24 protein-coding genes are annotated in these 23,820 nt (G+C 71.0%); 16 read left to right on the top strand and 8 right to left on the bottom strand.

What is annotated here, in order from left to right; all coding sequences use genetic code 11:
• Positions 1–193 precede the first annotated feature (193 nt).
• The 8 genes from Aau02nite_RS10660 to Aau02nite_RS10625 all read left to right on the top strand — a co-directional run bounded on the left by Aau02nite_RS10660 (position 194) and on the right by Aau02nite_RS10625 (position 7,183).
• Entirely contained in the window at positions 194–655 is a 462-nt protein-coding gene (locus tag Aau02nite_RS10660; RefSeq protein ID WP_212988327.1) for a (2Fe-2S)-binding protein, read from the top strand.
• Positions 655–1,635 (top strand): FAD binding domain-containing protein, encoded by a 981-nt coding sequence (locus Aau02nite_RS10655; RefSeq protein ID WP_212988175.1) that lies wholly within the window; start codon positions 655–657, stop codon positions 1,633–1,635. Before Aau02nite_RS10660 ends, Aau02nite_RS10655 begins: the two co-directional genes overlap by 1 nt.
• Positions 1,632–3,830 carry a xanthine dehydrogenase family protein molybdopterin-binding subunit gene (locus Aau02nite_RS10650; RefSeq protein WP_212988174.1) on the top strand — a complete coding sequence of 733 codons (2,199 nt, stop codon included), beginning with the start codon at positions 1,632–1,634 and terminating at the stop codon, positions 3,828–3,830. Before Aau02nite_RS10655 ends, Aau02nite_RS10650 begins: the two co-directional genes overlap by 4 nt.
• A 25-nt stretch (positions 3,831–3,855) precedes the next feature.
• Positions 3,856–4,854, top strand: a complete 999-nt coding sequence (locus tag Aau02nite_RS10645) for an XdhC family protein (RefSeq protein ID WP_212988173.1) — start codon at positions 3,856–3,858, stop codon at positions 4,852–4,854.
• A 29-nt stretch (positions 4,855–4,883) separates the two neighbouring features.
• Positions 4,884–5,573 carry a TetR/AcrR family transcriptional regulator gene (locus tag Aau02nite_RS10640; RefSeq protein ID WP_212988172.1) on the top strand — a complete coding sequence of 230 codons (690 nt, stop codon included), beginning with the start codon at positions 4,884–4,886 and terminating at the stop codon, positions 5,571–5,573.
• A 173-nt stretch (positions 5,574–5,746) separates the two neighbouring features.
• On the top strand, positions 5,747–6,121 hold the full coding sequence (locus Aau02nite_RS10635; protein ID WP_212988171.1) for an Atu4866 domain-containing protein: 375 nt from the start codon (positions 5,747–5,749) through the stop codon (positions 6,119–6,121).
• Positions 6,118–6,654 carry a YybH family protein gene (locus Aau02nite_RS10630; protein ID WP_212988170.1) on the top strand — a complete coding sequence of 179 codons (537 nt, stop codon included), beginning with the start codon at positions 6,118–6,120 and terminating at the stop codon, positions 6,652–6,654. Before Aau02nite_RS10635 ends, Aau02nite_RS10630 begins: the two co-directional genes overlap by 4 nt.
• The gene (locus tag Aau02nite_RS10625) at positions 6,641–7,183 is read left to right on the top strand and encodes a nuclear transport factor 2 family protein (RefSeq protein WP_212988169.1); all 543 of its coding nucleotides are present in this window, start codon (positions 6,641–6,643) and stop codon (positions 7,181–7,183) included. Before Aau02nite_RS10630 ends, Aau02nite_RS10625 begins: the two co-directional genes overlap by 14 nt.
• 1 nt (position 7,184) lies before the next feature.
• Here the strand turns inward: Aau02nite_RS10625 and Aau02nite_RS10620 are convergent, their stop codons facing one another.
• The 3 genes from Aau02nite_RS10620 to Aau02nite_RS10610 are packed head-to-tail and all read right to left on the bottom strand — an operon-like array spanning position 7,185 to position 9,908.
• Complete coding sequence (locus tag Aau02nite_RS10620) at positions 7,185–7,997, bottom strand: hypothetical protein (RefSeq protein ID WP_212988168.1); 813 nt, start codon at positions 7,995–7,997, stop codon at positions 7,185–7,187.
• A 23-nt stretch (positions 7,998–8,020) separates the two neighbouring features.
• Positions 8,021–8,707 (bottom strand): FadR/GntR family transcriptional regulator, encoded by a 687-nt coding sequence (locus Aau02nite_RS10615; RefSeq protein WP_212988167.1) that lies wholly within the window; start codon positions 8,705–8,707, stop codon positions 8,021–8,023.
• Between the two features lie 10 nt (positions 8,708–8,717).
• Positions 8,718–9,908 (bottom strand): MFS transporter, encoded by a 1,191-nt coding sequence (locus Aau02nite_RS10610; RefSeq protein WP_212988166.1) that lies wholly within the window; start codon positions 9,906–9,908, stop codon positions 8,718–8,720.
• A 184-nt stretch (positions 9,909–10,092) separates the two neighbouring features.
• Between Aau02nite_RS10610 and lon the strand changes: the two genes are divergently transcribed.
• The 3 genes from lon to Aau02nite_RS10595 are packed head-to-tail and all read left to right on the top strand — an operon-like array spanning position 10,093 to position 14,496.
• The gene (gene lon, locus Aau02nite_RS10605) at positions 10,093–12,345 is read left to right on the top strand and encodes an endopeptidase La (protein WP_212988325.1); all 2,253 of its coding nucleotides are present in this window, start codon (positions 10,093–10,095) and stop codon (positions 12,343–12,345) included.
• A gap of 35 nt (positions 12,346–12,380) precedes the next feature.
• Positions 12,381–13,016: a DNA-formamidopyrimidine glycosylase family protein gene (locus Aau02nite_RS10600; protein WP_345478130.1), complete on the top strand. Its 636-nt coding sequence runs from the start codon at positions 12,381–12,383 to the stop codon at positions 13,014–13,016.
• Positions 13,017–13,044: 28 nt separating this feature from the next.
• Positions 13,045–14,496, top strand: a complete 1,452-nt coding sequence (locus tag Aau02nite_RS10595; RefSeq protein ID WP_246595041.1) for an MFS transporter — start codon at positions 13,045–13,047, stop codon at positions 14,494–14,496.
• Between the two features lie 13 nt (positions 14,497–14,509).
• On the opposite strand, the gene Aau02nite_RS10590 is transcribed toward Aau02nite_RS10595, so the two are convergent.
• On the bottom strand, positions 14,510–15,250 hold the full coding sequence (locus tag Aau02nite_RS10590; RefSeq protein WP_212988165.1) for an ABC transporter permease: 741 nt from the start codon (positions 15,248–15,250) through the stop codon (positions 14,510–14,512).
• Position 15,251: 1 nt separating this feature from the next.
• A complete protein-coding gene (locus Aau02nite_RS10585; protein ID WP_212988164.1) occupies positions 15,252–16,172 on the bottom strand; it encodes an ABC transporter ATP-binding protein in 921 nt (306 codons plus the stop codon).
• A 63-nt stretch (positions 16,173–16,235) separates the two neighbouring features.
• Here Aau02nite_RS10585 and Aau02nite_RS10580 point away from each other — a divergent pair, with 63 nt between their 5' ends.
• Positions 16,236–16,757 (top strand): 2'-5' RNA ligase family protein, encoded by a 522-nt coding sequence (locus tag Aau02nite_RS10580; RefSeq protein WP_212988163.1) that lies wholly within the window; start codon positions 16,236–16,238, stop codon positions 16,755–16,757.
• A 283-nt stretch (positions 16,758–17,040) separates the two neighbouring features.
• Here Aau02nite_RS10580 and Aau02nite_RS10575 read toward each other — a convergent pair whose 3' ends face one another.
• Positions 17,041–17,931: an AraC family transcriptional regulator gene (locus tag Aau02nite_RS10575; RefSeq protein WP_212988162.1), complete on the bottom strand. Its 891-nt coding sequence runs from the start codon at positions 17,929–17,931 to the stop codon at positions 17,041–17,043.
• 93 nt (positions 17,932–18,024) lie between these two features.
• On the opposite strand from Aau02nite_RS10575, the gene Aau02nite_RS10570 reads away from it, so the two are divergent.
• Together Aau02nite_RS10570 and Aau02nite_RS10565 are read left to right on the top strand one after the other, a co-directional pair.
• Positions 18,025–19,086, top strand: a complete 1,062-nt coding sequence (locus tag Aau02nite_RS10570; protein ID WP_246595040.1) for an acyl-CoA dehydrogenase family protein — start codon at positions 18,025–18,027, stop codon at positions 19,084–19,086.
• 127 nt (positions 19,087–19,213) lie between these two features.
• Complete coding sequence (locus Aau02nite_RS10565; RefSeq protein WP_212988160.1) at positions 19,214–19,549, top strand: hypothetical protein; 336 nt, start codon at positions 19,214–19,216, stop codon at positions 19,547–19,549.
• 62 nt (positions 19,550–19,611) lie between these two features.
• Here the strand turns inward: Aau02nite_RS10565 and Aau02nite_RS10560 are convergent, their stop codons facing one another.
• A complete protein-coding gene (locus Aau02nite_RS10560; protein WP_212988159.1) occupies positions 19,612–20,355 on the bottom strand; it encodes an SDR family NAD(P)-dependent oxidoreductase in 744 nt (247 codons plus the stop codon).
• A 238-nt stretch (positions 20,356–20,593) separates the two neighbouring features.
• On the opposite strand from Aau02nite_RS10560, the gene Aau02nite_RS10555 reads away from it, so the two are divergent.
• A complete protein-coding gene (locus Aau02nite_RS10555; protein ID WP_212988158.1) occupies positions 20,594–21,646 on the top strand; it encodes a PDDEXK family nuclease in 1,053 nt (350 codons plus the stop codon).
• Between the two features lie 296 nt (positions 21,647–21,942).
• Complete coding sequence (locus tag Aau02nite_RS10550; RefSeq protein WP_212988157.1) at positions 21,943–22,425, top strand: hypothetical protein; 483 nt, start codon at positions 21,943–21,945, stop codon at positions 22,423–22,425.
• Positions 22,426–22,510: 85 nt separating this feature from the next.
• On the opposite strand, the gene Aau02nite_RS10545 is transcribed toward Aau02nite_RS10550, so the two are convergent.
• Positions 22,511–23,815, bottom strand: coding sequence for a multicopper oxidase family protein (locus Aau02nite_RS10545; protein ID WP_212988156.1), 1,305 nt, complete (start codon positions 23,813–23,815; stop codon positions 22,511–22,513).
• Positions 23,816–23,820 lie beyond the last annotated feature (5 nt).

The raw sequence follows: 23,820 nt of genomic DNA, 5'->3' as shown, positions 1-23,820 counted from the left end.
TCATCTGCGCGTATGTCCCGGAACGGGAGGCGTTCGAGTGTCCGAGGAAGAGACTCCGACCAAGGTCGGATCCACCAGACGTACCGTCCTGAAAGCCGGCGCCACCACCACGCTGGCCGCCGGCACGCCACTGCCGGCTCTGCTCGGCGAGGCGCCGGCTTCCGCTGCGGCCGCCGCCACCGCGACATCGCCGGTGGAGGTCTCGCTGACGGTGAACGGGGTGGCCCGCCCCTGCACTGTCGAACCACGCGTCACCCTGCTGGACGCCCTGCGTGAACGCCTCGGGCTCACCGGGACGAAGAAGGGCTGCGACCGCGGTGAGTGCGGGGCGTGCACCGTCCTGGTCGACGGACGGCGGATCAAGTCCTGCCTCACCCTGGCCGTGATGCAGCAGGGCAAGGAGATCACCACGGTCGAGGGCCTGGCGCGCGGTGACCGGCTGCACCCGGTGCAGGCCGCGTTCGTCCGCGAGGACGGCCTGCAGTGCGGGTTCTGCACCCCGGGCCAGATCATGTCCGCGGTGGCGCTGATCGGCGAGGGTCACACCCGGTCCGACGACGAGATCCGGGAGTGGATGAGCGGCAACCTGTGCCGCTGCAGCTGCTATCCGAACATCGTGGCCGCCGTCCGCGAGGCCGCCAAGGAGATGTCCTGATGCGAGCGTTCGCCTATACCCCGGCCGATTCGCCGGAGGCCGCCGTCCGGCTGGCCGCCGAACCGCAGGCGCGCTACATCGCCGGCGGCACCGACCTGCTCAATCTGATGAAGGACGGCGTGCAGCAGCACGACCGGCTGATCGACATCAACAACCTTCCGCTGCGTGAGATCACGGTCTCGGAGGACCGGGTACGGCTGGGAGCGCTGGCCCGGATGAGCGACGTGGCCGGGCATCCGGGCGTGCGGCGCCGACTGCCGCTGTTGTCGCAGGCGTTGCTGGCCGGGGCGTCGCCGCAGGTGCGCAACATGGCGTCGATCGGCGGCAACCTGTTGCAGCGCACCCGCTGCTGGTACTTCCGGGACTCCACGATGCCCTGCAACAAACGCGAACCCGGTAGTGGCTGCTCGGCGCTCGAAGGACTCAACCGGTGGCACGCTGTGCTGGGCGGCAGCGACCGGTGCATCGCCGTGCACCCGTCCGACCTCGCGGTCGCGCTGACCGCCCTGGATGCCACCGTGACCACCCTCAGTGCCCAGGGCCCGCGGAGCATTCCGGTGCGGGAGTTCTATCTGTCGCCCGGTGACACCCCCGATCGCGAGACCGTTCTGCGGCCGGGAGAGCTGATCACCGGCCTTGACGTACCGGCCACCGACCGGTCGGCCGAGTCGCGCTACCTCAAGGTCCGCGACCGGGCGACGTTCGAGTTCGCGGTGGTCTCGGTCGCGGCCGTGGTCGCCGTACGCCACGGCGTCGTGCGGCAGGCGAGCCTCGCCTTCGGCGGTGTCGCACCGCGGCCCTGGCGGTCGCCCGAGGCGGAGCAGGCCCTGATCGGCCGGCCGTTGCACGCCGCGACCGTCGCAGCGGCCGGCCGTGCCCTGGTGCGTGGCGCTATTCCGCGTGAGCACAACGGCTTCAAGATCCCGCTGGTGCAACGCGCACTGGCCGACGTTCTCGACGGTTTCGGAGGCAGGCGATGAGCGCGGGTGTCGTGGGCAAGGCCATCGCCCGGGTCGACGGGCGCGCGAAGGTGACCGGAGCCGCCCGCTACGCCGCCGACGCCGAGGTCCGCGGCGTGGCGCACGGTGTGCTGGTGATGAGCACCGTGGCCCGGGGCCGCATCGTCGCGCTGGACACCCGGGCGGCCCAGGCTGCCCCCGGTGTCGTCGACGTCTACACCCACCTCACCATGCCGAGGCTGACGGTCCCCGCCCCGACGACCGGCTACTTCAAGCGGTTCGTGCCGATGCAGGACGAGAACATCCAGCATGCCGGTCAGCCGGTCGCCATCGTCGTCGCCCGGACCCTGGAGGAGGCGCAGCAGGCGGCCGTCCTGGTGATCGTGCGCTACGAATCGCAGACTCCGCAGGTCGTACTGGCCGACGGCCTGGGTGACGCGTACGTGCCGGCGCCCGGCTCGGACGGCACCAACGACTACGTTCGCGGGGACACCGGGGCGGGGCTGGCCGCTGCCGGCGTCATCGTCGACGCCACGTACACAACGCCGTTGCAGCACCACAATCCCCTGGAGCCGTCGGTCACGGTCGCTGCGTGGTCGGGCGATCGGCTGACGGTCCACGAGTCGACGCAGGGCATCTCCAACACGCAGAACGCGCTCATGCAGGCCCTCGGCGTGCCCCGGGAGAACGTGCGGGTCATCACGCCGTTCGTCGGCGGGGGATTCGGCGCCAAGGGTCCGGTGTGGCCGCACACCCTGCTGACCGCGGCCGTCGCCCGGCTGGCCGGCACGCCGGTCAAGCTGGTCCTCACCCGGGCCCACACGTACACCTCCCACGGTCATCGAGCGGAGACCCACCAGACGCTCCGGATCGGCGCCGCCCGTGACGGGCGGCTCACCGCCATCGAGCACGTCGTCACCCAGCCGGTGTCGCGCAGTGACGAGCTGGTCTTCAACAGCTCCGAGCCCACCCGCATGCTCTACGCCTGCCCCCACGTGCGCTCGACCCAGCGCGCCGTCCGGCTCGACCTGCCGACCGCGAGCTTCGTACGGTCCCCGGAAGCCGCCACCAGCCATGCGCTGGAGTCCACTCTGGACGAGCTCAGTCATGCGTTGCAGCTGGACCCGGTCGAGCTGCGGTTGCGCAACTGGTCGGCGGTCAACCAGGAGACCGGCGCCCCGCACGGCAGCAACTTCCTGCGGGAATGCTACGAGCGTGGCGCCGCGGAGTTCGGCTGGGCCCGGCGCGATCCCCGGCCGGGCTCGATGCGCGACCGTGACGGGCTGATCGGCTGGGGCATGGCCACCGCCGCGCACACCGCCGGCGGGCGTCCCGGCGCCGGTGCCGCGGTGACGATCTCCGTCGAGGGCACCGCGCTGATCCGCTCCGGCACCCAGGACCTGGGCACCGGCACCTACACCGTGATGCAGCAGATCGGCGCCCAGGTGCTGGGGCTGCCGCTGCACGCGGTGCGCTTCGACCTCGGCGACACCAACTTCCCGCCGGCTTTCGCGTCGGCGGCATCCGCCACGGTGCCCGGCGTCGGCAGCGGTGTCGTCCGGGCCGCCACCACCGCCCGCGGCCGGGTGGTCGCGCTGGCGGTCGCCGATCCCCGCAGCCCGCTGTACGGCGTCGAGCCCGCCCGGATCAGCACCGCCGACGGCTACCTCCACGTCACGGGCCAGCCCTCCCGCCGGGTCAGCTACCGCAGTGTGCTCCGCCGCCACGGGCAGCCGATCGAGGTCACCAGCGACCCCGCGCCCGCCGCGCTGGGCTACTCGACGGGGGCCGTGTTCGTCGAGGTGCACGTCGATCCGGCGATCGGCCGGATCCGGGTCCGGCGGGTCGTCGGTGTCTTCGATCCCGGCCGGGTGCTGAACCGGCAGACGGCCCGCAGCCAGGCCATCGGCGGGGCGATCTGGGCCATCGGTTTCACCCTGATGGAGCACACCCTGATCGATCCGCACCTGGGAAGGGTCGTCACCCCCAACCTGTCGGGTTATCTGGTGCCGGTCAACGCGGACGTGCCGGACATCGAGGTGGGCTTCATCGACCGGCCCGACCCGTCCAGTCCCGCCCTGGGCGCTCGCGGCTTCGGCGAGACACCGATGACGGGAGTCACCGCGGCGATCGGCAACGCCGTGCACCACGCCATCGGCAAGCGCATCCGGGACCTGCCCATCACCCAGGACAAGGTCATCGCGGCCCTGTCCTGACCGCCGTCACCGGGGAGAGAATCGCATGCTGACGGAGATCTGGCCGTTCGCCGAGGCCCGGCACGAGGCGGGCCGTCACGTCGTGCTGGCCCGCCTGGTGGGCCGCGACGGGCCCGGATCGCGCCCGCTGGGAGCCACCATGGCTGTGGCCGACGACGGTACGTGGCGAGGGTCGGTCTCCGGCGGCTGCGTCGAAGGCATCGTGCTCGCCGAGGCCCGGCTGACCCTGGCCGGCGCCACACCCCGGCTGATCTCGGTGAGCCCCGGTGAGCACCTGATGCCCTGGGAGGAGGCGCCGGCCTGTGCCGGAGCGCTCAGTGTGCTGCTGACGCCGGTGCCGCCGGACCCGGTCCGTACGGCGATCACCGCCGCGCTGGCTGCGGACGAGGCCCTCGCCCTGCGCATCGACCTGCGGGCCCCGTACGGCTGGTCGGTGGCCACCACCGCCGAGGCGCTCACCGGCCCCGGTGCCGGCGGGGACGCGTACTTCCTCGAGGAGTTGCGGCCCCGCGCCCGGCTCGTCCTGGTCGGCGCCACCGACCTGGCCGCCGCCGTGGCGGACCTCGCCGTCACGCTGCGCCGCGTGGTCGTGGTCGATCCCCGAGCCGACCACGCGCGCGACGCGATGTTCCCGGCCGGGACGACGGTTGTCCGAGCTTGGCCGGACGAGTGGCTCACGGCGCATCCGCCGGGGCCACACGATGCCGTGCTGGTGCTCACGCACGACCCCCGCATCGACGACCGGGCGATCCGCGCGGCCCTCGGCAGTGCTGCCGGGCACATCGCCGTGCTGGGCAGCCGGACCACGCATGCCCGGCGCCTGGCCCGGCTGGCCGATGTCCCCGGGCTCGACCGCCTCGCCGGTCCAGCCGGCCTCGACCTCGGCGGGACGTCCCTGGCCGAGACGGCGCTGTCGATGCTCGCCGAGGTCGTCGCGGTGGCCAACCGCCGCGCCGGTGGGCGGCTGCGCCACCTCACCGATCCGATCCGCTGCCACCCCGCGGACAGCGTGGTCGCGCCGTAGCCGTCATGCGGTGGATGTACATTACGGCCATGCCGGCCAAGACCACCCGCGAACGCATCATCGAGGCCACTGCGAAGCTGCTGTCGGAGGGCGGGCGGGATGCCGCGTCGACCCGTGCGGTGTGCGCGGCGGCCGACGTTCAGGCACCGGCGATCTACCGGCTGTTCGGCGACATGGCGGGCCTGCTCGACGCGGCCGGCAGCTTCGGGCTGACCTCGTACCTGGCCGAGAAGTCGGCGATCAAGGAGAGTGACGACCCGGTCGAGGATCTCCGTACCGGTTGGGACCTGCACGTCGGATTCGGCCTGGCCCAGCCGTGGTTCTATACGCTCATCTTCGGCGACGCGCGCCCCGGCCACGAGTCCACGGCCGTCAAGCAGGCCGCCGCCGTCCTGGCCCACCGGGTGAAACGCGTCGCCCAGGCCGGCCGCCTGCGGGTCAGCGAGGAACGCGCGGCGCAACTGGTCCACTCCACCGGCAAGGGGATCACGCTCACCCTCATCGCGACTCTGCCCGAGAAACGCGACCTCAGCCTCTCCACCATGGCCCGCGAATCGGTACTGGCCACGATCACCGACGGCGCCGCCACCGAGGCCGCCCCGGCCGGGCTGCTCAACGCGGCGGTTTCGCTCCAGGCTTCGCTCGACGAGGCCACCGTCCTGACCGCGGCGGAACGCTCCCTGCTCGACGAGTGGCTGGGCCGGATCAGCCGCAGCTGACCCTCGTCAAGCGCTGAGGACCGCTTCGATCAGGTGCGGGCCCGGCTGGGACGTCGCTCCTGCGGTCGTCCGCGCCGCTCTGAGGGGGTGCAGCGCGGCCTCCCTCGATCACGCGGGTGTTCGTACCGTCGGGTCATGGACAACCGACAGACACAGCGGCAGGGGCCGGACCGATGATGCGACGTGTACTCGCCCTGGTCGGCGGCGGGTTCCTGACCGTGCTGCTCAGCGGGTGCTTCGGGGCGCCCGGCACCGGTGCCCGGGCGGCAGATGCGTCGGCGCACCCGTACGTGGGGATGTGGGTGACGGCCGACGGTCACATCCGCCAGCAACTGCTGGCCGACGGCCGCTACGACGAGGCCCGCGGCGACCGGGAGAGCGCCTACACCGGCTCCTACCGGGTCTCCGGCAACCGGATCGACTACGTCGACGACACGGGCTTCACCGCGGACGGCACGTTCGACGGCGACGTCCTGGACCACGGCGGCTACACCTTCTATCGAGAGGGCAGCGAGGCCCACCGCCGGGCGATCGCAGGCCGGTCATGAGCGAGGATTCAGTTCCGGCAGCCGACGACATCGCCGCCGTCCGGGCCCGGCACCTCCGGTGGCTCTGGGGCTGGGACAAGGAGCCGGATCCCGGGCACTGGGACTTCCGTGCGATCCAGGGCTCGCACTACGACTGGGACCTCGACACGCTCCGGCTCTACGACGACATGGATCCGGAGCACCGGACCGTCCGCAGCGCCCGCGCCTACCAGGAGATCTGGGAGCCGACATTCAACAGCCTGCGCTCGGCGGTGCACCGGCTCGAGGACCGCCCGGAGATCGTACGGTCCGGGGACCTGGCCGTCTCGCGGCTGGTGTTCATCGCCCGCCTGACCGTCGCGGAAGGCTCGGTCGTGGACATCCGCACCCACAACACCCTGATCTGGCAACGGCTCGGCGACGACTGGAAGATCGTCGGCGACCACACCTCCTCCCGGCGGATCCCGGCCGACGAGGCCGACCTGCTGCTGACGACCCTTCCCGGAGCGCGGGACGACACCTCTCTGAAGGAGGATGACCATGGAAACCGATGACCTGCACGGCCACTGGGGGCGTCGTGCGCTGCTCGGGGGCTCTGCCGCGGCGACCCTGGGACTGCTCGGTCTGAGCGCCGGCCCCGCGCATGCCGGCAGCGGGGGACGGGAGAGCCGCAACAAGCGCCGGGTGGCGGAGGCTTTCCGCGCCGCGGCCGAGCACGGCACCCTCAATCAGGCCAACGACTTCTACCTCGACATCCTGCACGAGGACGCGATCTGGACGGTGGCGTCGGTGCCCCCGCGGACCTACCCGAACCGGGCGCAGTTCCTTGCTCGGGGGTCGGCGCCCATCCTCAGCCGGCTCAGTACGCCGATCTACCCGCAGGTCCGCGCGCTCTACGCCGAGGGCGACACGGTGGTGGCCGTGTGGGACGGCACCGCGACGGCGCTGGACGGCCGCCCGTACCTGAACACCTACAACTGGGTCTTCACCATGCGCGGCCGGCGGGCGGTCCGGGTGCAGGCCTTCCTGGACCTGGTCGTGGTCAACGACCTGATCGAGCGCATCCCGGACCCTCCCGACTAGATCATCGGCATGCTGTGGTGTGCTGGCCGGTGATGGTGGTGCCGTCGTCGGAAGCCGCCACGATCATCGATACGGCACCCTGGCGGTAGGCGACCAGGTTCGACGTCCCGGAGGCGAAGACGCGTGCCCCGGCCGGCACGGTGGCGCTGAGCCGCTCGGCCAGCCGGGCGCTGTCGGCCGGTTCGCTGACGGCGGCGGTCGTGGTCAGGGCTCCGCCGGGGCAGTCGAGCTGGTGCGACACGAACGACGCCGGCCGGGTGCCCACGGCCGCGAACGCCGCGGTGATGGCAGCGGCGCCGGAACTGCCCGGTGGTGGGCTCGGCCGGCCGGGGGCCGTACCGAGGCTGCACCCGGTGCGGGCCGACACGGTCACCCAGCCCGGGCTGATTCTGCGGACAGTCAGCCGTACGCCCCGGTCGGTGGTGGCCTCGATGGGCCGGGCGCCGGAGCGCGCCGCGCCGCGGCTCACCGCATAGGTGCCCGACAGCTGCCCGGCGATGCCGGTGATCAGGGCTTCCTCGCCGCCGGGGTCGGTGTAGAGGTCGGCCCGCGCGGTGAACACGGCACCGGCCCGGGCGGCGTTGATACGGCAGCGCGACGACCGGACCACCCCGCTGACCGCAACGGCCGCCTCGGCACCGGCGGCGACGACAGCGTCAGCCACCGCTCGCCGCATGGCCGGTACGGCGTCGCTCACATCGGGCTGCCGGGCCGTGTCCCACCGCCACCAGGCCGCGGCCGCCACGGCGGTCAGGCTCAGCGCCACCACCGGCACCGCGATCCAGGTCAGCAGCCGCCACGCCCGTCGGGTCACCCGGCCATTGTGCCCGCTCGCCGTCAGGACGGTGTGGCCGGTTCGGCGCCGTTGATCATCGGCTGGAGCAATGTCGACATGGTGGCCGCGGCGCGGTCGGGGTCACCGTCGACGATCGCTTCGACCAGATCGGCGTGCAGCTGCGCCAAGGCGTCCGTCTCGCCGGCTACGTCGTGCAGCTGCACCTCCTCGAACACACCCAGCAGTCCGTCGTAGACGTCCTGCATCAGCAGGTTGTGAGTGGCGCCGACCACCGCCCGGTGCAGCGCCGAGTCGGCGCGCACCCGCTCGTGTGCATCCCCGCCGGCCCAGGCGTGTTCGCGCTCGTGCAGGAGCGCGGCCAGGCGCTCGGTGTCGGCTTCGGTGCGGCGGACCGCGGCGATCCGGGCGGCCGCCGCGTCGAGCGCCAGCCGCAGCTCCAGGCTGTCCCGGCGGGAGGTGGCCGCGACCCGGCGGGACACCGACGAGCGCAGGTCGGACGTCGACACCACGAACGTCCCGCGGCCCTGCTCCCGCCGCAGGATGCCGGCCTGCACCAGCGAGCCGATCGCCTCGCGGACGGTGTTGCGCCCGGCGCCGCTCCATGCGACCAGTTCGGATTCCGTGGGGATCTTGCTGCCCAGCGGCCAGGTGCCGTCGGTGACCTGGGACCGGAACAGGTCGGTCACGCGGGTGCTGAGGGCGGAGCGATCAAAGTGGGGGCGGGGCACGGAGTGCAGCCTAATCGGCGGGCGCGGGGACCGGCCGGCATGCGGCCCAGCCGGCGCCGAGGGTGATCAGCAGGGTGGCGGCCAGCAGCACGTACGTCGCGTTCCAGCCGTCGGTGAGCTGGTTGATCGCGCCGAGGGTGAGCGGGCCGACGCAGCCGATGCCGTAGCCGACGCCCTGGACCAGGCCGGACAGCCGGGAGGCGCTCTGCGGATCGGCCGCGCGGGCGCCGATCAGAGTCAGGCAGAGCGGGAACGTGCTCACGCCCAGGCCGAAGGCGGTCGCCCAGACGAAGGCGCCGGCCGCCGGGGCCACCAGCATGCCCCCGTAGCCGAGACCCATCAGCGCGACGCACACCACGACGATCGGGTAGCTGTTGCGCAGGCGTTTGGTCAGTGGCGGCACCACGAAGGCGGCGATCAGCCCGAGCCCGGCGAACCAGGACAGCAGCAGCGCGCTCGCGGTCGAGCTGAGCCCGGCGTCCTCGAGCATGGCCGGGAACCAGGTCACCAGCGTGTAGACGTGCAGAGTGGTCATCGCCATCAGGCCGATCAGGCCCAGGACGAGCGGGGTACGCCAGGAGACCCGCGACGCCACCGGGGCCGGGGCCGGCTCGGCGGACCGGGAGCCCGATCGGGGAACCGCGACGAACCACAGCACCGCCGCCGCGGCGGTGACCACGGCCCATGCTCCTGCGGCCGTACGCCAGCCGTAGGCGTGGGCCAGCGGCAGCGCGAGCAGCGGCGCCGCCAGCTGACCGACCTGGAGCAGGACCATGTACATGGTGCTGACCGCGTGCAGCCGCTGCGGGAAGTGCTGCTTCACGATCGGGATCAGGATGACGTTGGACGCGCCGACGCCGGCGAACGCGACGACGGTGGCGACGATCATGACGGTCGGAGACCACGCGACGGCGCGCAGCAGGATGCCCGCGGTGGTGGCGGTCACCGCGAGCGCGGCAGTGCGTTCCAGGCCGAGCCGGCGGGCCAGTGGCGGGGCGGCGAACGCGGCGATCGCGAAACAGGCGGTCACGATCGTGCCGATGGCCCCGGCGACCAGCGGCCCGAAGTGCAGGTCCTCGGCGGCGTCCCCGGTCAGCACGCTGAAGCCGGTCACCGCCGTGCGCAGGTTGAGGGCGGTCAGGGCGACGGCGAGCAGGATGCCGCGGGCCAGCCGGGCCGGGGCGAGTGTGGTCGTGGACACGGGCACAGTGAAACATGGGATTATGGGATGAATCTAGTGCGGGTCATTTTCGCTCGCAGTGAACACCGGAAGATCGGGAACGGCTCCGAGGTTGAGCGCAACATACTCAACTTCTCGGAGGTACCGAGTGACCAGCAAGCGACTCCCCGTCCTCTTCCTCGACGACATCGTCCTGCTCCCCGGCATGGTTGTGCCGATCGAGCTGGATGAGGCAGCCCAGGCCGCCGTCGACGCGGCCCGCACCTCGGCCGGCTCCGAACTGCTCATCGCACCGCGGCTCGAGGACCGCTACGCGACCCACGGCGTGATCGCGACCCTTCAGCAGGTCGGCAAGTCCCGCGGCGGGTCGCCGGCCGCCGTGCTGCGGACGGGCGCCCGCGCCAGCATCGGCGGCGGGGTGACCGGGCCCGGTGCCGCCCTGTGGGTCGAGGTCGACCCGGTCCCGGCCGGCGCGGCCACCGACCACGCCCGCGAGCTCGCCACCGAGTACAAGCAGCTGGTGGTCTCGGTGTTGCAGCGCCGCGAGGCGTGGCAGGTCATCGATTCCGTCAGTGCCATCGACGACCCCGGCGACCTGGCGGACACCGCCGGCTGGGCGCCGTACCTGTCCAACGACCGCAAGCGCCAGCTGCTGGAGACTCCCGACGTGGAGGCCCGGCTGCGGCTGCTGATCGAGTGGACCCGTGACTTCCTGGCCGAGTCGGAGGTCAGCGACAAGATCGACAGCGACGTCCGGGAGTCGGTCGAGAAGCGTAACCGGGAGTACCTGCTGCGCGAGCAGCTCAAGGCCATCCGCAAGGAGCTCGGCGAGGGCGAGGCCGACGGCAGCGACGACTACCGCGCCCGGGTCGAGTCGGCCGAGCTGCCCGAGAACGTCCGCGAGGCGGCGCTGCGCGAGGTCGGCAAGCTGGAGCGCGGCGGCGAGCAGAACCCGGAGGCGGGGTGGATCCGGACCTGGCTCGACACGGTCCTGGAGCTGCCCTGGAACGTGCGGACCGAGGACGCCGTGGACCTCGACGCGGCCCGGGCGGTCCTCGACGCCGATCACCACGGGCTGGACGAGGTCAAGGAACGCATCGTGGAGTACCTCGGCGTCCGCGCCCGCCGCGAGTCCCGGGGCCTGGCGGTCGTCGGCGGCCGCGGGTCCGGCGCGGTGATCCTGCTGGCCGGGCCGCCCGGGGTCGGCAAGACCTCGCTGGGCGAGTCGGTCGCGCGGACGCTCGGCCGCAAGTTCGTCCGGGTCGCCCTCGGCGGCGTCCGCGACGAGGCGGAGATCCGCGGCCACCGCCGCACGTACGTCGGGGCGCTGCCCGGGCGCATCGTGCGGGCCGTCCGGGAAGCCGGCTCGATGAACCCGGTCGTGCTGCTCGACGAGGTCGACAAGGTCGGCAGCGACTACCGCGGTGACCCCGCCGCGGCACTGCTGGAGGTGCTGGACCCGGCGCAGAACCACACCTTCCGCGACCACTACCTGGACCTCGACCTGGACCTGTCCGACGTGCTGTTCATCGCGACCGCGAACGTGCTGGAGACGATCCCGCAGGCGCTGTTCGACCGGATGGAGCTCATCTCGATCGACGGCTACACCGAGAGCGACAAGGTCGCCATCGCCCGCGACTTCCTGGTGCCCCGGCAGCTGGAGCGGGCCGCGCTGTCGCCGGGCGAGGTGACGGTCACCGAGGACGCCCTGCGCGAGATCGCCGCGAACTACACCCGGGAGGCGGGCGTACGGTCGTTCGAGCGTCTGCTGGCCAAGACCTTCCGCAAGGCTGCCCTCAAAGAGCTGCCCGTCACCATCGGGCCGGCCGACCTGAAGAACCTGATCGGGCGGCCACGGTTCCTGCCGGAGTCGTCCGAGCGGACCGCCGTCCCCGGCGTGGCCACCGGCCTGGCCGTGACCGGAATGGGGGGCGACGTGCTCTACATCGAGGCCTCGCTGCTGCCCGGCGACAAGGGCGGGCTGTCGGTCACCGGCCAGCTCGGCGACGTGATGAAGGAGTCGGCGCAGATCGCCCTGTCCTACGTGCGGGCCCACGCTGAGGAGTTCGGTATCTCCCCGGAGCAGCTCGACCACCCGATCCACCTGCACGTCCCCGCGGGCGCGGTGCCCAAGGACGGGCCGTCGGCCGGTGTCACCATGACCACCGCGCTGGTCTCGCTGCTGCTCGGCCGCAACGTGCGCGCCGAGGTCGGCATGACCGGCGAGGTGTCGCTGACCGGCCGGGTCCTGCCCATCGGCGGCGTGAAGCAGAAGCTGCTCGCCGCCCAGCGGGCCGGCCTGACCGAGGTGTACCTGCCCCAGCGCAACGAGCCCGACCTCGACGAGGTGCCCGCCGACGTGCTGAAGGCGCTGACCGTACACATCGTCTCCGATGTCCGGGAGATCCTCGATTCGGCGCTGGAGCCCGTGTCCGCCGGCATGGTCGCGGCGGCCTGAGGGTAGTTGCCGTACAAAGGGAGCCGCCCGGGCGATTGAGCCCGGGCGGCTTCCGCGTCCGCCGATCGGGGAGAGGTCATGCGCTGGGCATCCACCTGGGCATGTCCGGCAAGATCGTGATCGCCGACCCGGACGGCACCGAGATCGACGGCGGCGACTACTGGGAAGGCCGCCGCCGGCCCGGCGACCACCGGTGGTCCCGCTTCTCGCTGACGTTCGCCGACGGCGGCCGCCTGGTGCTGGTCGACCCCCGCCGGCTCGGCCGCGTACGCCTGGATCCACCGATCGCCTCGCTGGGCCCGGACGCGGCCACGATGACCCCCGCCGAGTTCCGGGCGGCGCTGGCGTCCGGCACGGCGCCGGTCAAGGCGCGCCTGCTCGACCAGGAGGCGATCGCCGGGATCGGGAACCTGCTGGCCGATCAGATCCTGTGGTCGGCGCGCGTCAACCCAGGGCGCCGGGTCGACCGGCTCACCACCGACGACGTCGATCGCCTGCTGCGGGCCACGCGACGGGCGGTGCGCTCCGCGATCAGGGACGGCGGGGTGCACACGCTGGGCATCATCCCGTTCCGGATTCCGGGAGGCCGCTGTCCCCGCGACGGTGCGCCCATGGTCAAGGGCGCGGTCGGCGGGCGTACGAGCTGGTGGTGCAGCCGGGAACAGGCCTGAACCGGCCCGCGTGGGGTAGGTGTTCCTGGTGACGGAGAACAATGTGGGGCTGCGTTCCGAACGCGGCCCGGTCCTGCTCGCCATGATGCTCTCCACCGGCCTCATCGCCATCGACTCGACGATCATCGCCACCGCGGTGCCCTCGATCGTCGGCGACATCGGCGGCTTCACCGAGTTCCCCTGGCTCTTCTCCGTCTATCTGCTGGCCCAGGCCGTGTCGGTGCCGATCTACGGCAAGCTCAACGACCTGTTCGGGCGCAAGCCGGTGATCCTGTGGGGGATCGGGCTGTTCCTGATCAGCTCGATCCTGTGCGGAGTGGCCTGGAGCATCGCGCCGCTGATCATCTTCCGGGTGCTGCAGGGTCTCGGCGCCGGGGCGATCATGCCGACCACCATCACCATCATCGGTGACCTCTACTCGGTGCGCGAGCGGGCCAAGGTCCAGGGGTACGTGGCCAGCGTCTGGGGCGTCGCATCGGTGGTCGGGCCCACGCTCGGCGGGGTGTTCTCCGAGTGGGCCTCGTGGCGCTGGATCTTCTTCGTCAACATCCCCATCTGCCTGCTGGCCGGCGTCATGATCCTGCGCCGTTTCCACGAGCGCGTCGAGCGGCAGCGCCCGGCCGTCGACTATCGCGGCGCAGCCCTGCTCGCGGCTGGTCTCACCCTGGTGATCCTGGGTGTGCTGGAGGGCGGGCAGGCCTGGGCGTGGACCTCACCGACAGGCATCGCCGTCCTCGGCATCGGTGTGATCCTGCTGGTCGCGTTCGGCTTCGTCGAGCGCTCCGCGCCCGACCCGGTGCTGCCGCTGTGGATCTTCCGCCGCCGGCTCCTGCTCAGCAGCGGCTTCCTGGCGGTCGGCGTCGGGGCGATCCTGCTCGGCCTCAGTTCCTACATTCCCGTGTACGCCCAGGAAGCGCTCGGCACCGGCCCGTTGGTGGCCGGTCTGGCCCTGGGTGCGCTCACCATCGGCTGGCCGATCTCCGCCAGCCAGGCCGGCCGGGTGTACCTGCGCGTCGGCTTCCGCGGCTGCGCCCTGATCGGCTCGGCGCTGGTGGTGGGCGGGGTCGCGTTGTTGCTGCGGCTGGACCAGCGGTCCTCGGTCTACGAGGTCGGCGCCTACTGCCTGGTCATCGGCCTGGGCATGGGCCTGACCGCGGCGCCCACGCTGATCGCCGCGCAGTCCAGCGTCGGCTGGACCGAACGCGGTGTGGTGACCGCGAACAACATCTTCCTCCGCTCGCTGGGCAGCGCCCTGGGCGTCGCGGTCTTCGGCGCGATGGCCAACGCGGTGGTCGGCACCGGTGCGGTCGACCCGGCCCGGCTCACCGAAGCCGTCCACCGCATCTTCCTCGCCATGCTGCTGGTGTCCGTGGTCATGGTGGTGCTGGCCGGCCTGATCCCACGCTCGGCGGACCAGGTGACCGCGGAACCAGACGCCGCCGAGCCGGACAAGGCGGCGTCACCCGCTCCCACCGGATAACGCACCCGCTCGGTCACTCCCAGCGGAACCAGCGGGCCGCGACGCCCATCAGGACGACTGTCCACAGGGCGAGCACGGCCAGGTGGGTCCACGCCGGCCAGCTGCCGCTCGCGGCCTGGTTGAGAGCCTGGGCAGCCGCGCCGAAGGGGAGCAGTTCGATGATCCGCCGTACCGTGTCCGGCAGCACCTGGATCGGCACGTAGATGCCGGCCGCGAACATCGAGGGGAAGAACACCGCCAGGCCGATCGCCTGGGCGGCCTTCGCGGTCCGGGCCAGCGCCGTGATCACCGCGCCCGTCGCCAGCCCGGCCAGCGTGGCGAGCAGCAGGGTGATCCCGTACGCGAGGAGCTGCTCCGGCAGCGCGACGGCCCAGACGACGCGCCCGGCGACGATGGCGAGCACCGCGCCCAGCATCGCGGCCACCGCGTGCAGGACCAGCTGGGCGATCAGCAGGTGGGCCGGCCGGGCCGGGGTCGTCCGCATCCGGCGCAGGATGCCCCGCTCCCGGTAGGTGGTCAGGGCGCCCGGCATGGACAGCACGCTCGCCGTGATGAGGGCGACGAGCACGACGCTCGGCACGTAGACGTCGATGACCCGGTTACCGCCCAGGCTCGGATCGGCCTGCCGGTACGCCGGGATCAGGCCGATCGCGAGCAGCAGCAGCGAGGGGAAGGCGAGCACCCAGAACAGCGAGCCCGGCTCCCGGGCGAACAGCCTGCTCTCGGCCTTCAGCACAGCGGTGGACGCGGACATGTCAGGATCCCTCCTGCGCGGCCTCGGTCTTGGCGGTGATGCTCAGGAACGCGTCGTCCAGGGTGGCGTCCACGATGCGCAGCCCCCGCGCCGTGACGCGCTCCCGGCCGATCATGGCCAGCACGGCGTCGACCGTCTCGTCGTTGCCCCTGACGATGACCTTCGCCCCCTCGTAGGCGACCGACACCGCACCCGGCAGCGACTCCAGCGCGGCGGCCGGCAGCGGCTCCGACGGCCGGAAGGAGATCACCACTGAGCTGTCCGAGCCGCTGATCAGCGCGTCCGGGGTGCCGAGGGCCACGACCCGGCCCCGGTCGAAGACCGCGACCCGGTCGCACAGGTACTGGGCCTCCTCCATGAAGTGCGTGACCAGCAGAATGGTCACCCCCGAGGAGTTGATGTCGCGGACCAGCTGCCAGGTCTCGCGGCGCGCGCGGGGGTCGAGCGCGGCGGTCAGCTCGTCGAACACGGCGATCCGGGGGTTGCCCAGCAGGCTGAGCGCGATGAACAGCCGCTGCTTCTGGCCGCCGGAAAGCTTGCCGAACCGCCGGCCCAGCTGCTCCGCCAGGCCCAGCCGGGCGACGAGCGGCCGCCAGTCGGCCGGCCGGGCGTAGAAGGCGCTGTACATCTCCAGCGTCTCCCGTACGGTCAGCTTGGCCTGCAGCTCGCTCTCCTGCAGCTGCACCCCGAGGATCCGGGTCACCTCGTCGTGCTGGCGGACCGGGTCGAGCCCGGCCACCCGGATCGTGCCGGCGTCAGCGGTCCGCAGACCTTCCACGCACTCCACCGCGGTGGTCTTCCCGGCCCCGTTCGGCCCGAGGATGCCGAAGACCTCACCCTCGGCCACGGTGAAGCTGACGTCGTCGACCGCGGTCACGGCACCGTAGGTCTTGCGCAGACCCTGAACCTCGACGATGGACATCGTGGCATCATTTCGTCCGGGCCCCCCGCTTGGATAGCCCACCCGGAAAAGGAAGTGACCCTCGTGGCCTACGGAGTGGTGCTACGGCCGGACGCGATGACGTCCCGGTCGCTGATCGAGCTGTCCCATGCGATCGGGGACGGTCACGAGCCGCTCATGCTGCTCGGCGAGAAAGCACCCCCGCACGTATCGGTCCTGCACATGGACTGTGCCGAGGACCGGACAGCGGGCATCGTCGCGGCAACGGCACCCCACCGGGGCCGCACCTTCGAGGCGCTCATCATCGGCCTGCTGTACGCGGTGGTCCCGCCCGGCGACTACTACGTCCCGACCGGCGGCTACTACTTCGGGCTGGAGATGGTCCGGAGTCCGGAACTGGATGCGCTGCACCAGAAGTTCCTGGGTCTCGGGCACACGCCGCTGGGCCAGGTGGACCGGAACTACCGCCCGCACATCACCCTGGGCATGACCGCGGCGCCACCATCCCGGCCGCCGTTCCCGAGCATCCCGTCCGGGGTCATCCCGCTGACGATGTCCAGCGGCCCGGTAGGACCCTTCGGAACGTTCCCCGACCTCGTGAGCTAGCCGGCGCGACGTACCAGATTCTCGACCGCATCCTGTCCGCCGATCCGCGACCCCTCCCCGAGCCGCGTCCTGCCCTGGGATCTCTGCGGCGCCATGCCGGGGGCCCGGCGACCCGATCACGGAGGCGCTCGCCGCCCAGCTCGACCACCTTGCCGCGCTCACCGCCGTCCCCGGCACCGCGGTCGGGAGTCGTGCACCGTACGAGAACACGCAATTCCGCGTTCCGATGCACGTCTACAACCTTCTCCGGCAAGCAGATGAGCCGGTGGAGCCGGCGTGATCCCTACGCAGTCACCTGGGCGCGGAACCGGCCTGGTGCGACGCCGAACTTGCGGCGGAAGGCGTTGGCGAAGGCGTACTCGCTGGAGTAACCCACCTGGCGGGCGATCGTCGCCAGCGGAGCCTTCGTCTCGCGCAGCAGGCGCGCACCGCGGTTGAGCCGCCAGTCGATCAGGTAGGTCATCGGGGGCCGGCCGACCTGAGCGGTGAACCTCCGCTTGAAGACGCTGCGTGACATGCCGGCGATCTCGCCCAGCCGCTGGACGGTCCACTGCTGCTGGGGTACGGCGTGTATCTCCCTGAGCGCGGCGGCGATGCCTCGGTCTGCGACCGTGTCGCCCCCGTCCGGCCCGCTCCGGTCCGCGACGTGCCGGAGCGCGTCGACCAGGACCAGATCAACCAGCGCCGGCCTGGTCACCCCGGTGCCGGGGAGCTCCTGCGAGACCTCCGCCGTGAGCAGGTCGATCAGCGCTCGCCGCTGCACATGCCGCTCCGGGTCCAGCGGCGCGACGATGACCGGCGGCAGGTCCCGCAGGAAGCGATGCAGCTGACCGTGGTCCAGCCGGTAGCAGCCCAGGATGACCTCGAAATCCGCCGGCATGGTCCCGTGGCGCGCTGTCGGCAGTTCCAGCGGGGCGAGCCGGTGGATCCCATCCTCGTCGGTGTGGCTGAGGCCGTGCGATTTCCCGTACGGCACCAGCGCCACGTCGCCGGCCCGGAGGGGGACCGGGCGGCCCGACTCGGGCACGAGCCAGCCGGCCCCGTGCAGCACCACGTGGAAGCCGATGCCCTGGATGCGGGGGAGGCGCATGCCCCACGCGCCGTACATGTGCACCCGCGACGCGCTCGGCCGCCCGGCATGGATGGCACCGATCACCTCGCTGATGGAGTCCACGGGGCGATCGTATCCGGGCGAATGGGCCACAGCGTTATGAAGCAGGGCCACACGATTATGGTCGTCACCACTGGTCGCTGGCACGGTTTCAGAGTGATCGACATTCTCCGGGAGAACGCGGCAGCGACCGAGCAGCGCAAGCGGCCCACCGCGGCCGGCTTGGCAACCGTCCGGACCGCGGGCGCGTTCCGACTGGGCACACCACTCGCCTACGGCGGCTCCGGCAAGGACGCCACCACCATCGTGCGCCTGCTCTCCGACATCGCCCGAGGCTGTACGTCCACCGGCTGGGTCGCCAGCACCTGCATGACCAGCAAGCAGATGCTGGCTTTCGGTGACTTCGCCGACGACACTCTCGCGGAGGTGTTCGCCGACCCGGACGCGCTCTTCTGCGGAGCCGGCGTGCCGGCCGGACGAGGCACGACCGGCCCGGACGGGGTCCGGCTGACCGGTCGGTGGGAGTACATGTCCGGGTGCGAGGACGCCAGCTGGGCCAGCCTCGGTGCCATGGTCGACGGCGCGTTCGCCATCACTGTGGTCCCCATGGCCGACCTGACCATCGACCGCACCTGGGATGTGGCGGGCATGCGGGGGACCGGAAGCCACACGGTTGTCGCCGACAACGTGCTGATCCCCTCGCGGCGGGTGATGTCGGGCCCGCGGCTGCACTACCCGCCCGACGCCAGGACGTTGCAGCTCTGGGGCCTCGGCGTGCTCGCGCCGGTCGTGGGCGCGACCTTCGGTGCCCTCGACGTGGTCCGGGCGATGTTCGCCTCGGACCGCAAGCCGTTCTTCACCTCGTACGCCCGGATGGGCGACTCGCCCGGGGCGCGGCACTGGCTGGCCGAGGCGGCCATGCTGACCCGGAGAGCGGAACGGACCATGCTGGCGCTGGCCGCCGCCGTCGACGCGGACAACACGATCACCGACGAGCAGAGCAGCCGCATGCAACAGGACCGCGCCGACGCGGGCGCCGACTGCCGGGCCGCACTCGAACGCATGCTCGACCTGCACGGCGCGAGCGGTTTCCGGACGAGCAACGCGCTGCGCCGGTTCTGGCTGGACGTGTCGGTCGCGAGCCGCCACCCGCAGCTCAACCCGTACCTGGCCGTCGAAGGCTACGGCCGTGCCCTGACCGGCAGCGTCGCCCCGTAGGCGGATAGTCGGGCTCCACACTGCTCCACGGAGGTCCGAATGTCGGCGGCAATCCTGCAGCTCAACGGAGGAGGCCGGGGAGGTCTCGTTCCGGCACCGGGCGAAGCAGCTGTGGCTGGGCGGCCTGATGAGTGACGCGTACCCGGTCGAGCTGCCGCCCGGCGACTACCGGGTGCGAGATCGCCGCCTACTGGCACCGGGCCAACCCGGCACCGGCGCTGATCGGGCCGAGCGCAAGCGTCGCAAGGCCGAGGCGAAGGCGCTCAGGAGAACGGAATCCCGGCGTGCGGAGGACCGGCTGCGGTGGGGCGATCGGCTGCCCGACGACCGCTGCGCGAGGCCGCCCGGCGGGCCGTCGGCTGCGATGAACGCGTTGTGGGCGGCCGGGAGTGCGCACGGCGAGGACGGGTACCGGCAGTTCTTCGCCGATCTGCGCTCGGCGTTCCCGCAACTGGTGCGCTGAGGCGGGCGTGGCGGGACGGTCACGGCCGGAGTGGCCGCGACCGTCCGCTCCAAGCCTGACCGTCAGACAGAGAACCCTCCGTCGACGTTGATCACCGCGCCGGTGACGTACCGGGCACCGTCACCGGCGAGGTAGGCGACTGCGGTGGCGATCTCGGCCGGCGTTCCATAACGGCCCAACGCGGTGAAGCCGCTGATCGTGGCGGCGGCCGGGCCGTCAGCCGGGTTCATGTCGGTGTCGATCGGGCCGGGGTTGACCAGATTGACGGTGATACCGCGCGGGCCGAGGTCCCGGCTGAGACCCTTGGTCAGTCCGACCAGAGCGGTCTTGCTCATCGAGTACAGCGAGAAGCCCGGGAACACCGTACGTTCCACCATGTTGCTGCCGATGGTGATGATCCGACCGCCGTCCCCCATGTGCCCGGCCGCGGCCTTCGACGCGAGGAACGGCGCCCGCACGTTGACCGCGATCATGCGATCGAACTCCTCCCGCCCGAGCTCCTCCACCGGCCCGACGAAGAACACCGCCGCGTTGTTGACCAGGATGTCCAGCCGTCCGAACCGGTCCACCGCACGGTCGACCGCGGTGGTCACCGCCTCCGGGTCTGCACTGTCCACCCGCAGCGCCAGACCGCGACGGCCGAAACCCTCGATCTGCTTCACCACGACCGCGGCCTGATCGTCGCGGTTCTGAAAGGTCAGCACCACATCAGCGCCGTCCTGGGCCAACCGCGCCGCCACGCCGGCGCCGATACCCCGGCTCCCGCCGATCACCAATGCCACTCTGCCGTCAAGATCGCTTGTCATGTCCCCACTGTCGTCGTCCCGCGCGCACCCGTCTGGCGGCAATCGGACCCGACGTTCACCATTCAGTCCGGCGATTCGGCATCTCTTTCCTGAAGCGAAGAGGCGCCGACAGCCTGCTGCCCCAAGCGCACTCTTCTGCCGCGGTGTGAGCACTGTTTTCGCGCGGCTCCGTCGTAGTGGGTGCTGAACGGGTCGCTCTGTGCTTCCCATGGAAGCGGGAGGTCGCCAGGATGTACGGATGCCGCTGTTCGAGATGACCACTGATGAGTTGGTTCCGGTTCCGTCGACGACGTTCGCCGCCGAGCAGGTGCTCGAGCGTGCTGATCTCCAGCGGCTTCTGCGAGCACGGCTGGACATGATCGTTGAGGACGTCATGGTGGTCTCGGAGGAGTTCGGGGCGTTCGCCGACGCACGCCGCCGGATCGATCTGCTCGGCGTCGACCGTACCGGGCATCTCGTGGTCATCGAGCTGAAGCGCACCACCGATGGTGGGCACCTCGAACTACAGGCGCTGCGGTACGCGGCGATGGTTTCGGTCATGACCTTCGAGGACCTCGTTGAGCACTACGAGCTCTACCTGGCGAAGGTCGAGCCCGACGGTGTCGAGGAAGCTCGCGCGCGGCTCGCCGAATTCCTGGAGGATGCCGGCGGCGAAGAGACGGTGCTCAGCCGCGAGGTGCGCGTCATGCTGGTCGCGGGTGGTTTCGACCGTGAGATCACCACGACGGTCTTGTGGCTCAACGACGTATACGGCCTGGACGTGCGGTGTGTGCGGCTCACGCCGTACAGGGTCGACAACCGTCTGCTCCTCGATGTCCAGCAGGTCATCCCCCTGCCCGAAGCCCGTGAGCTCACCGTGCAGCTGCGGCGCCGGCAGACCCAGGCGCGCGCGGTCAGTTCTGACACGAGGGATTGGACCCCTTACGAGATCACCACCCCGGCCGGCCGGACCGAACCATTGCGTAAGCGACGGGCTGTCCTTGCCCTGGTCACTGCCCTTCACCAGGCGGGCGTCCCGGCCACGGAGCTGGCGACCGTCATTCCTCGGTCCCGGTTCCTGCCCGTTGACGGAACACTCACCGGAGACGCGCTCGCAGCCGCCTTCATGACCGCCTATCCCGGTTCCCGTAAACGGCTCGGACGATGGTTCCTCGAGACGCCCCTGCACGACGGGACCAGAACCTGGGTGGTGTCGAAGATGTGGGGCACCAACACTGAACCAGTCCTCGATCGACTCCTCACCCTTGCGCCCACCAGCGGCTACAGCTATGAAGCTGTCGCCGACAGTTGAGTCGAACGACCGTTTCAGTCATGGGCGTGGTCCCACGGGCCATCGCCGTTGCCGGACTGGCACGGGTGCCGTGGTAAGACGGGCCCTCGCGGCGCTGGATCGCGGTGAGGCCGCCGAGCGTTGAGGTCCGAGCCGCCCGGCACCGGATCCGCATGATCTGACGCCGTGGCCACAGACGCGGATCCGCCGGGAGGTGTGTCCACTGAACCGTAGTAGCAATTGCTGCGCGGTGACGATTCGTCTGTTGACAGCGGCCGATATTATAGTCGATCCGAGTCGCGACAGGTTGGATGACGATGATCGGGACCATCCTCCAAACGCTCAGTCTGGTCGGCGTCGTTTTCGCACTCTACTTTGCATCTCTGCAGACGAGAAGGTTGCAGAAGCAGGTGCACATAGCGAATTTGTACAGCAGGTACGAAGCATTTCATCATGCAAATGAACGCTACGATGCCGGCCTCGCCATGCTCTTCCAGCGGCCGGACCTCCGGCCTTACGTCCTTCGGCGGAAGCCGCTGGACCTCGCGGGTGAGGATCTTGATCGCGCGCTCATAGTAGCCGACCAGATGGCCGGGGCTGTTGACCATGCATTGCGAGTGGGCGATCGCTTCCCTGACGATGAGCGCGGAGATTGGTCGTTGCTCGCCGAAGAAATGGCGAGATCGCCGCTGTTTCAAGCGATCGTCGGCGAGAAGCCATCGGACTTTCCCGACCTGCAGAGATTCTTCCCGCATGCTCACCCCCCGTCCTCGCCGGTCACGCAATCCGACGAAGAATAGCCAGCATCGATTCGGTGCGGGGCGCGTGTGAGATGTGCAGGCCGGCGTGCCGCAGAGCATCCTGGCCCAAGCCGCGATTGCCGTTTCAGTTGTGGGCGTGGCCGCCGGGAATGGTGCGCGGGATGCGATCCTCCGAGCCCGGCTCGACGATCACGAACTGGCCCATCATTCCTTTGTCCTCGTGCCGGAGCAGGTGGCAGTGATACATGTACGGCGCCGCTGGATCCACGAACTCGCCGAACTGTACGAGGAGGCGGGCCTTGGCCTTCTTGGCCAGGAAAACCGTGTCCTTCGGGCCTGCCTGATAGGCCGGCGGTGGTGCGCCGTTGATGTCGAGGATCCGGAATGCGACTTCGTGGATGTGGAAATTGTGGGCGTACGTGGTGTTGTCGATCTCCCAGATCTCCAGCGCGCCGGCCGGGACGACCTCGTCGATCCGGGTCATGTCCATGTCTTTGTCGTTGATCTCGGATCCGGAGAGCGCGAACCGCCGGGTCCGGGCGCCGGCCGGCGCGGCCACGGTCGCGGTGCCGCCGAGCGTGGCCGGGAGCGGGTCCGAGGGTGCGAGCCGGCCCGCGGCGACGACTTTCAGCAGGTCGAAATCGTCTTCTTCGATGTCGTTGGCGGCTTTCTCGGGTTCGCCGCGGCTGTTCAGGACGACGGTTTCGCCGGCGGTGAAGCGCGCGACGAACTCGATCCGCTCGCCCGGGCTGATCTTGACGCGATCGACCGGGGCCGGGCCCGGCAGCGGGCCCGCGTCGCCGGCCACCACGTCGAAGGTGCGGTTGTCGGCGAATCCCACCCGGTAGACGCGCGCGTTCGAGGCGTTGAGCAGCCGGAAGCGGACGAGTTCCGTGGTCACCTCGAGGAACGGGTCATAGGTGCCGTTGACGAGGATGGTGTTGCCCAGCAGGCCGAAAGTGCCCTCGTCCACCCCGCCGGTGGGCAGGCTGCCGTCGTCGTCGAGGTTCTTGTCCTGGACGATCAGCGGGATGTCGTCGACGCCGTACCTGCTGGGCAGGCGTGGGCCGGCGGGGTCGTCGATGAGGAACAGGCCGGCCAGGCCGCGGTAGACGTGCAGGGCCGTCCGCTCGTGCAGATGCGGGTGGAACCATGCCGTCGTGGCCGGCTGGTCGATGGTCCACTCGGGGGTCCAGGTGGCCCCGGGCTCGATCATCTGGTGCGGGCCGCCGTCCATGCGGGCGGGCAGGCGCATGCCGTGCCAGTGCAGCGTGCTGGTTTCGGGCAGCCGATTGGTGACGGTCATCCGTACCTTGTCGCCGCGGGCGGCGCGGACGGTGGGCCCGAGATAGGGGCCGTTGATGCCCCACGTGTTCATGGTGATGCGGCCGGGGAGGAATTCCGAACGGCCGCCGGGCAGCAAGGTCAACGCAA

Origin of the sequence: Actinoplanes auranticolor (assembly GCF_018332655.1) — a bacterium.
GTDB lineage: Bacteria > Actinomycetota > Actinomycetes > Mycobacteriales > Micromonosporaceae > Actinoplanes > Actinoplanes auranticolor.
The sequence above is the reverse complement of the archived record's forward strand: the minus strand, read 5'-3'. Positions and strand labels throughout refer to the sequence as shown.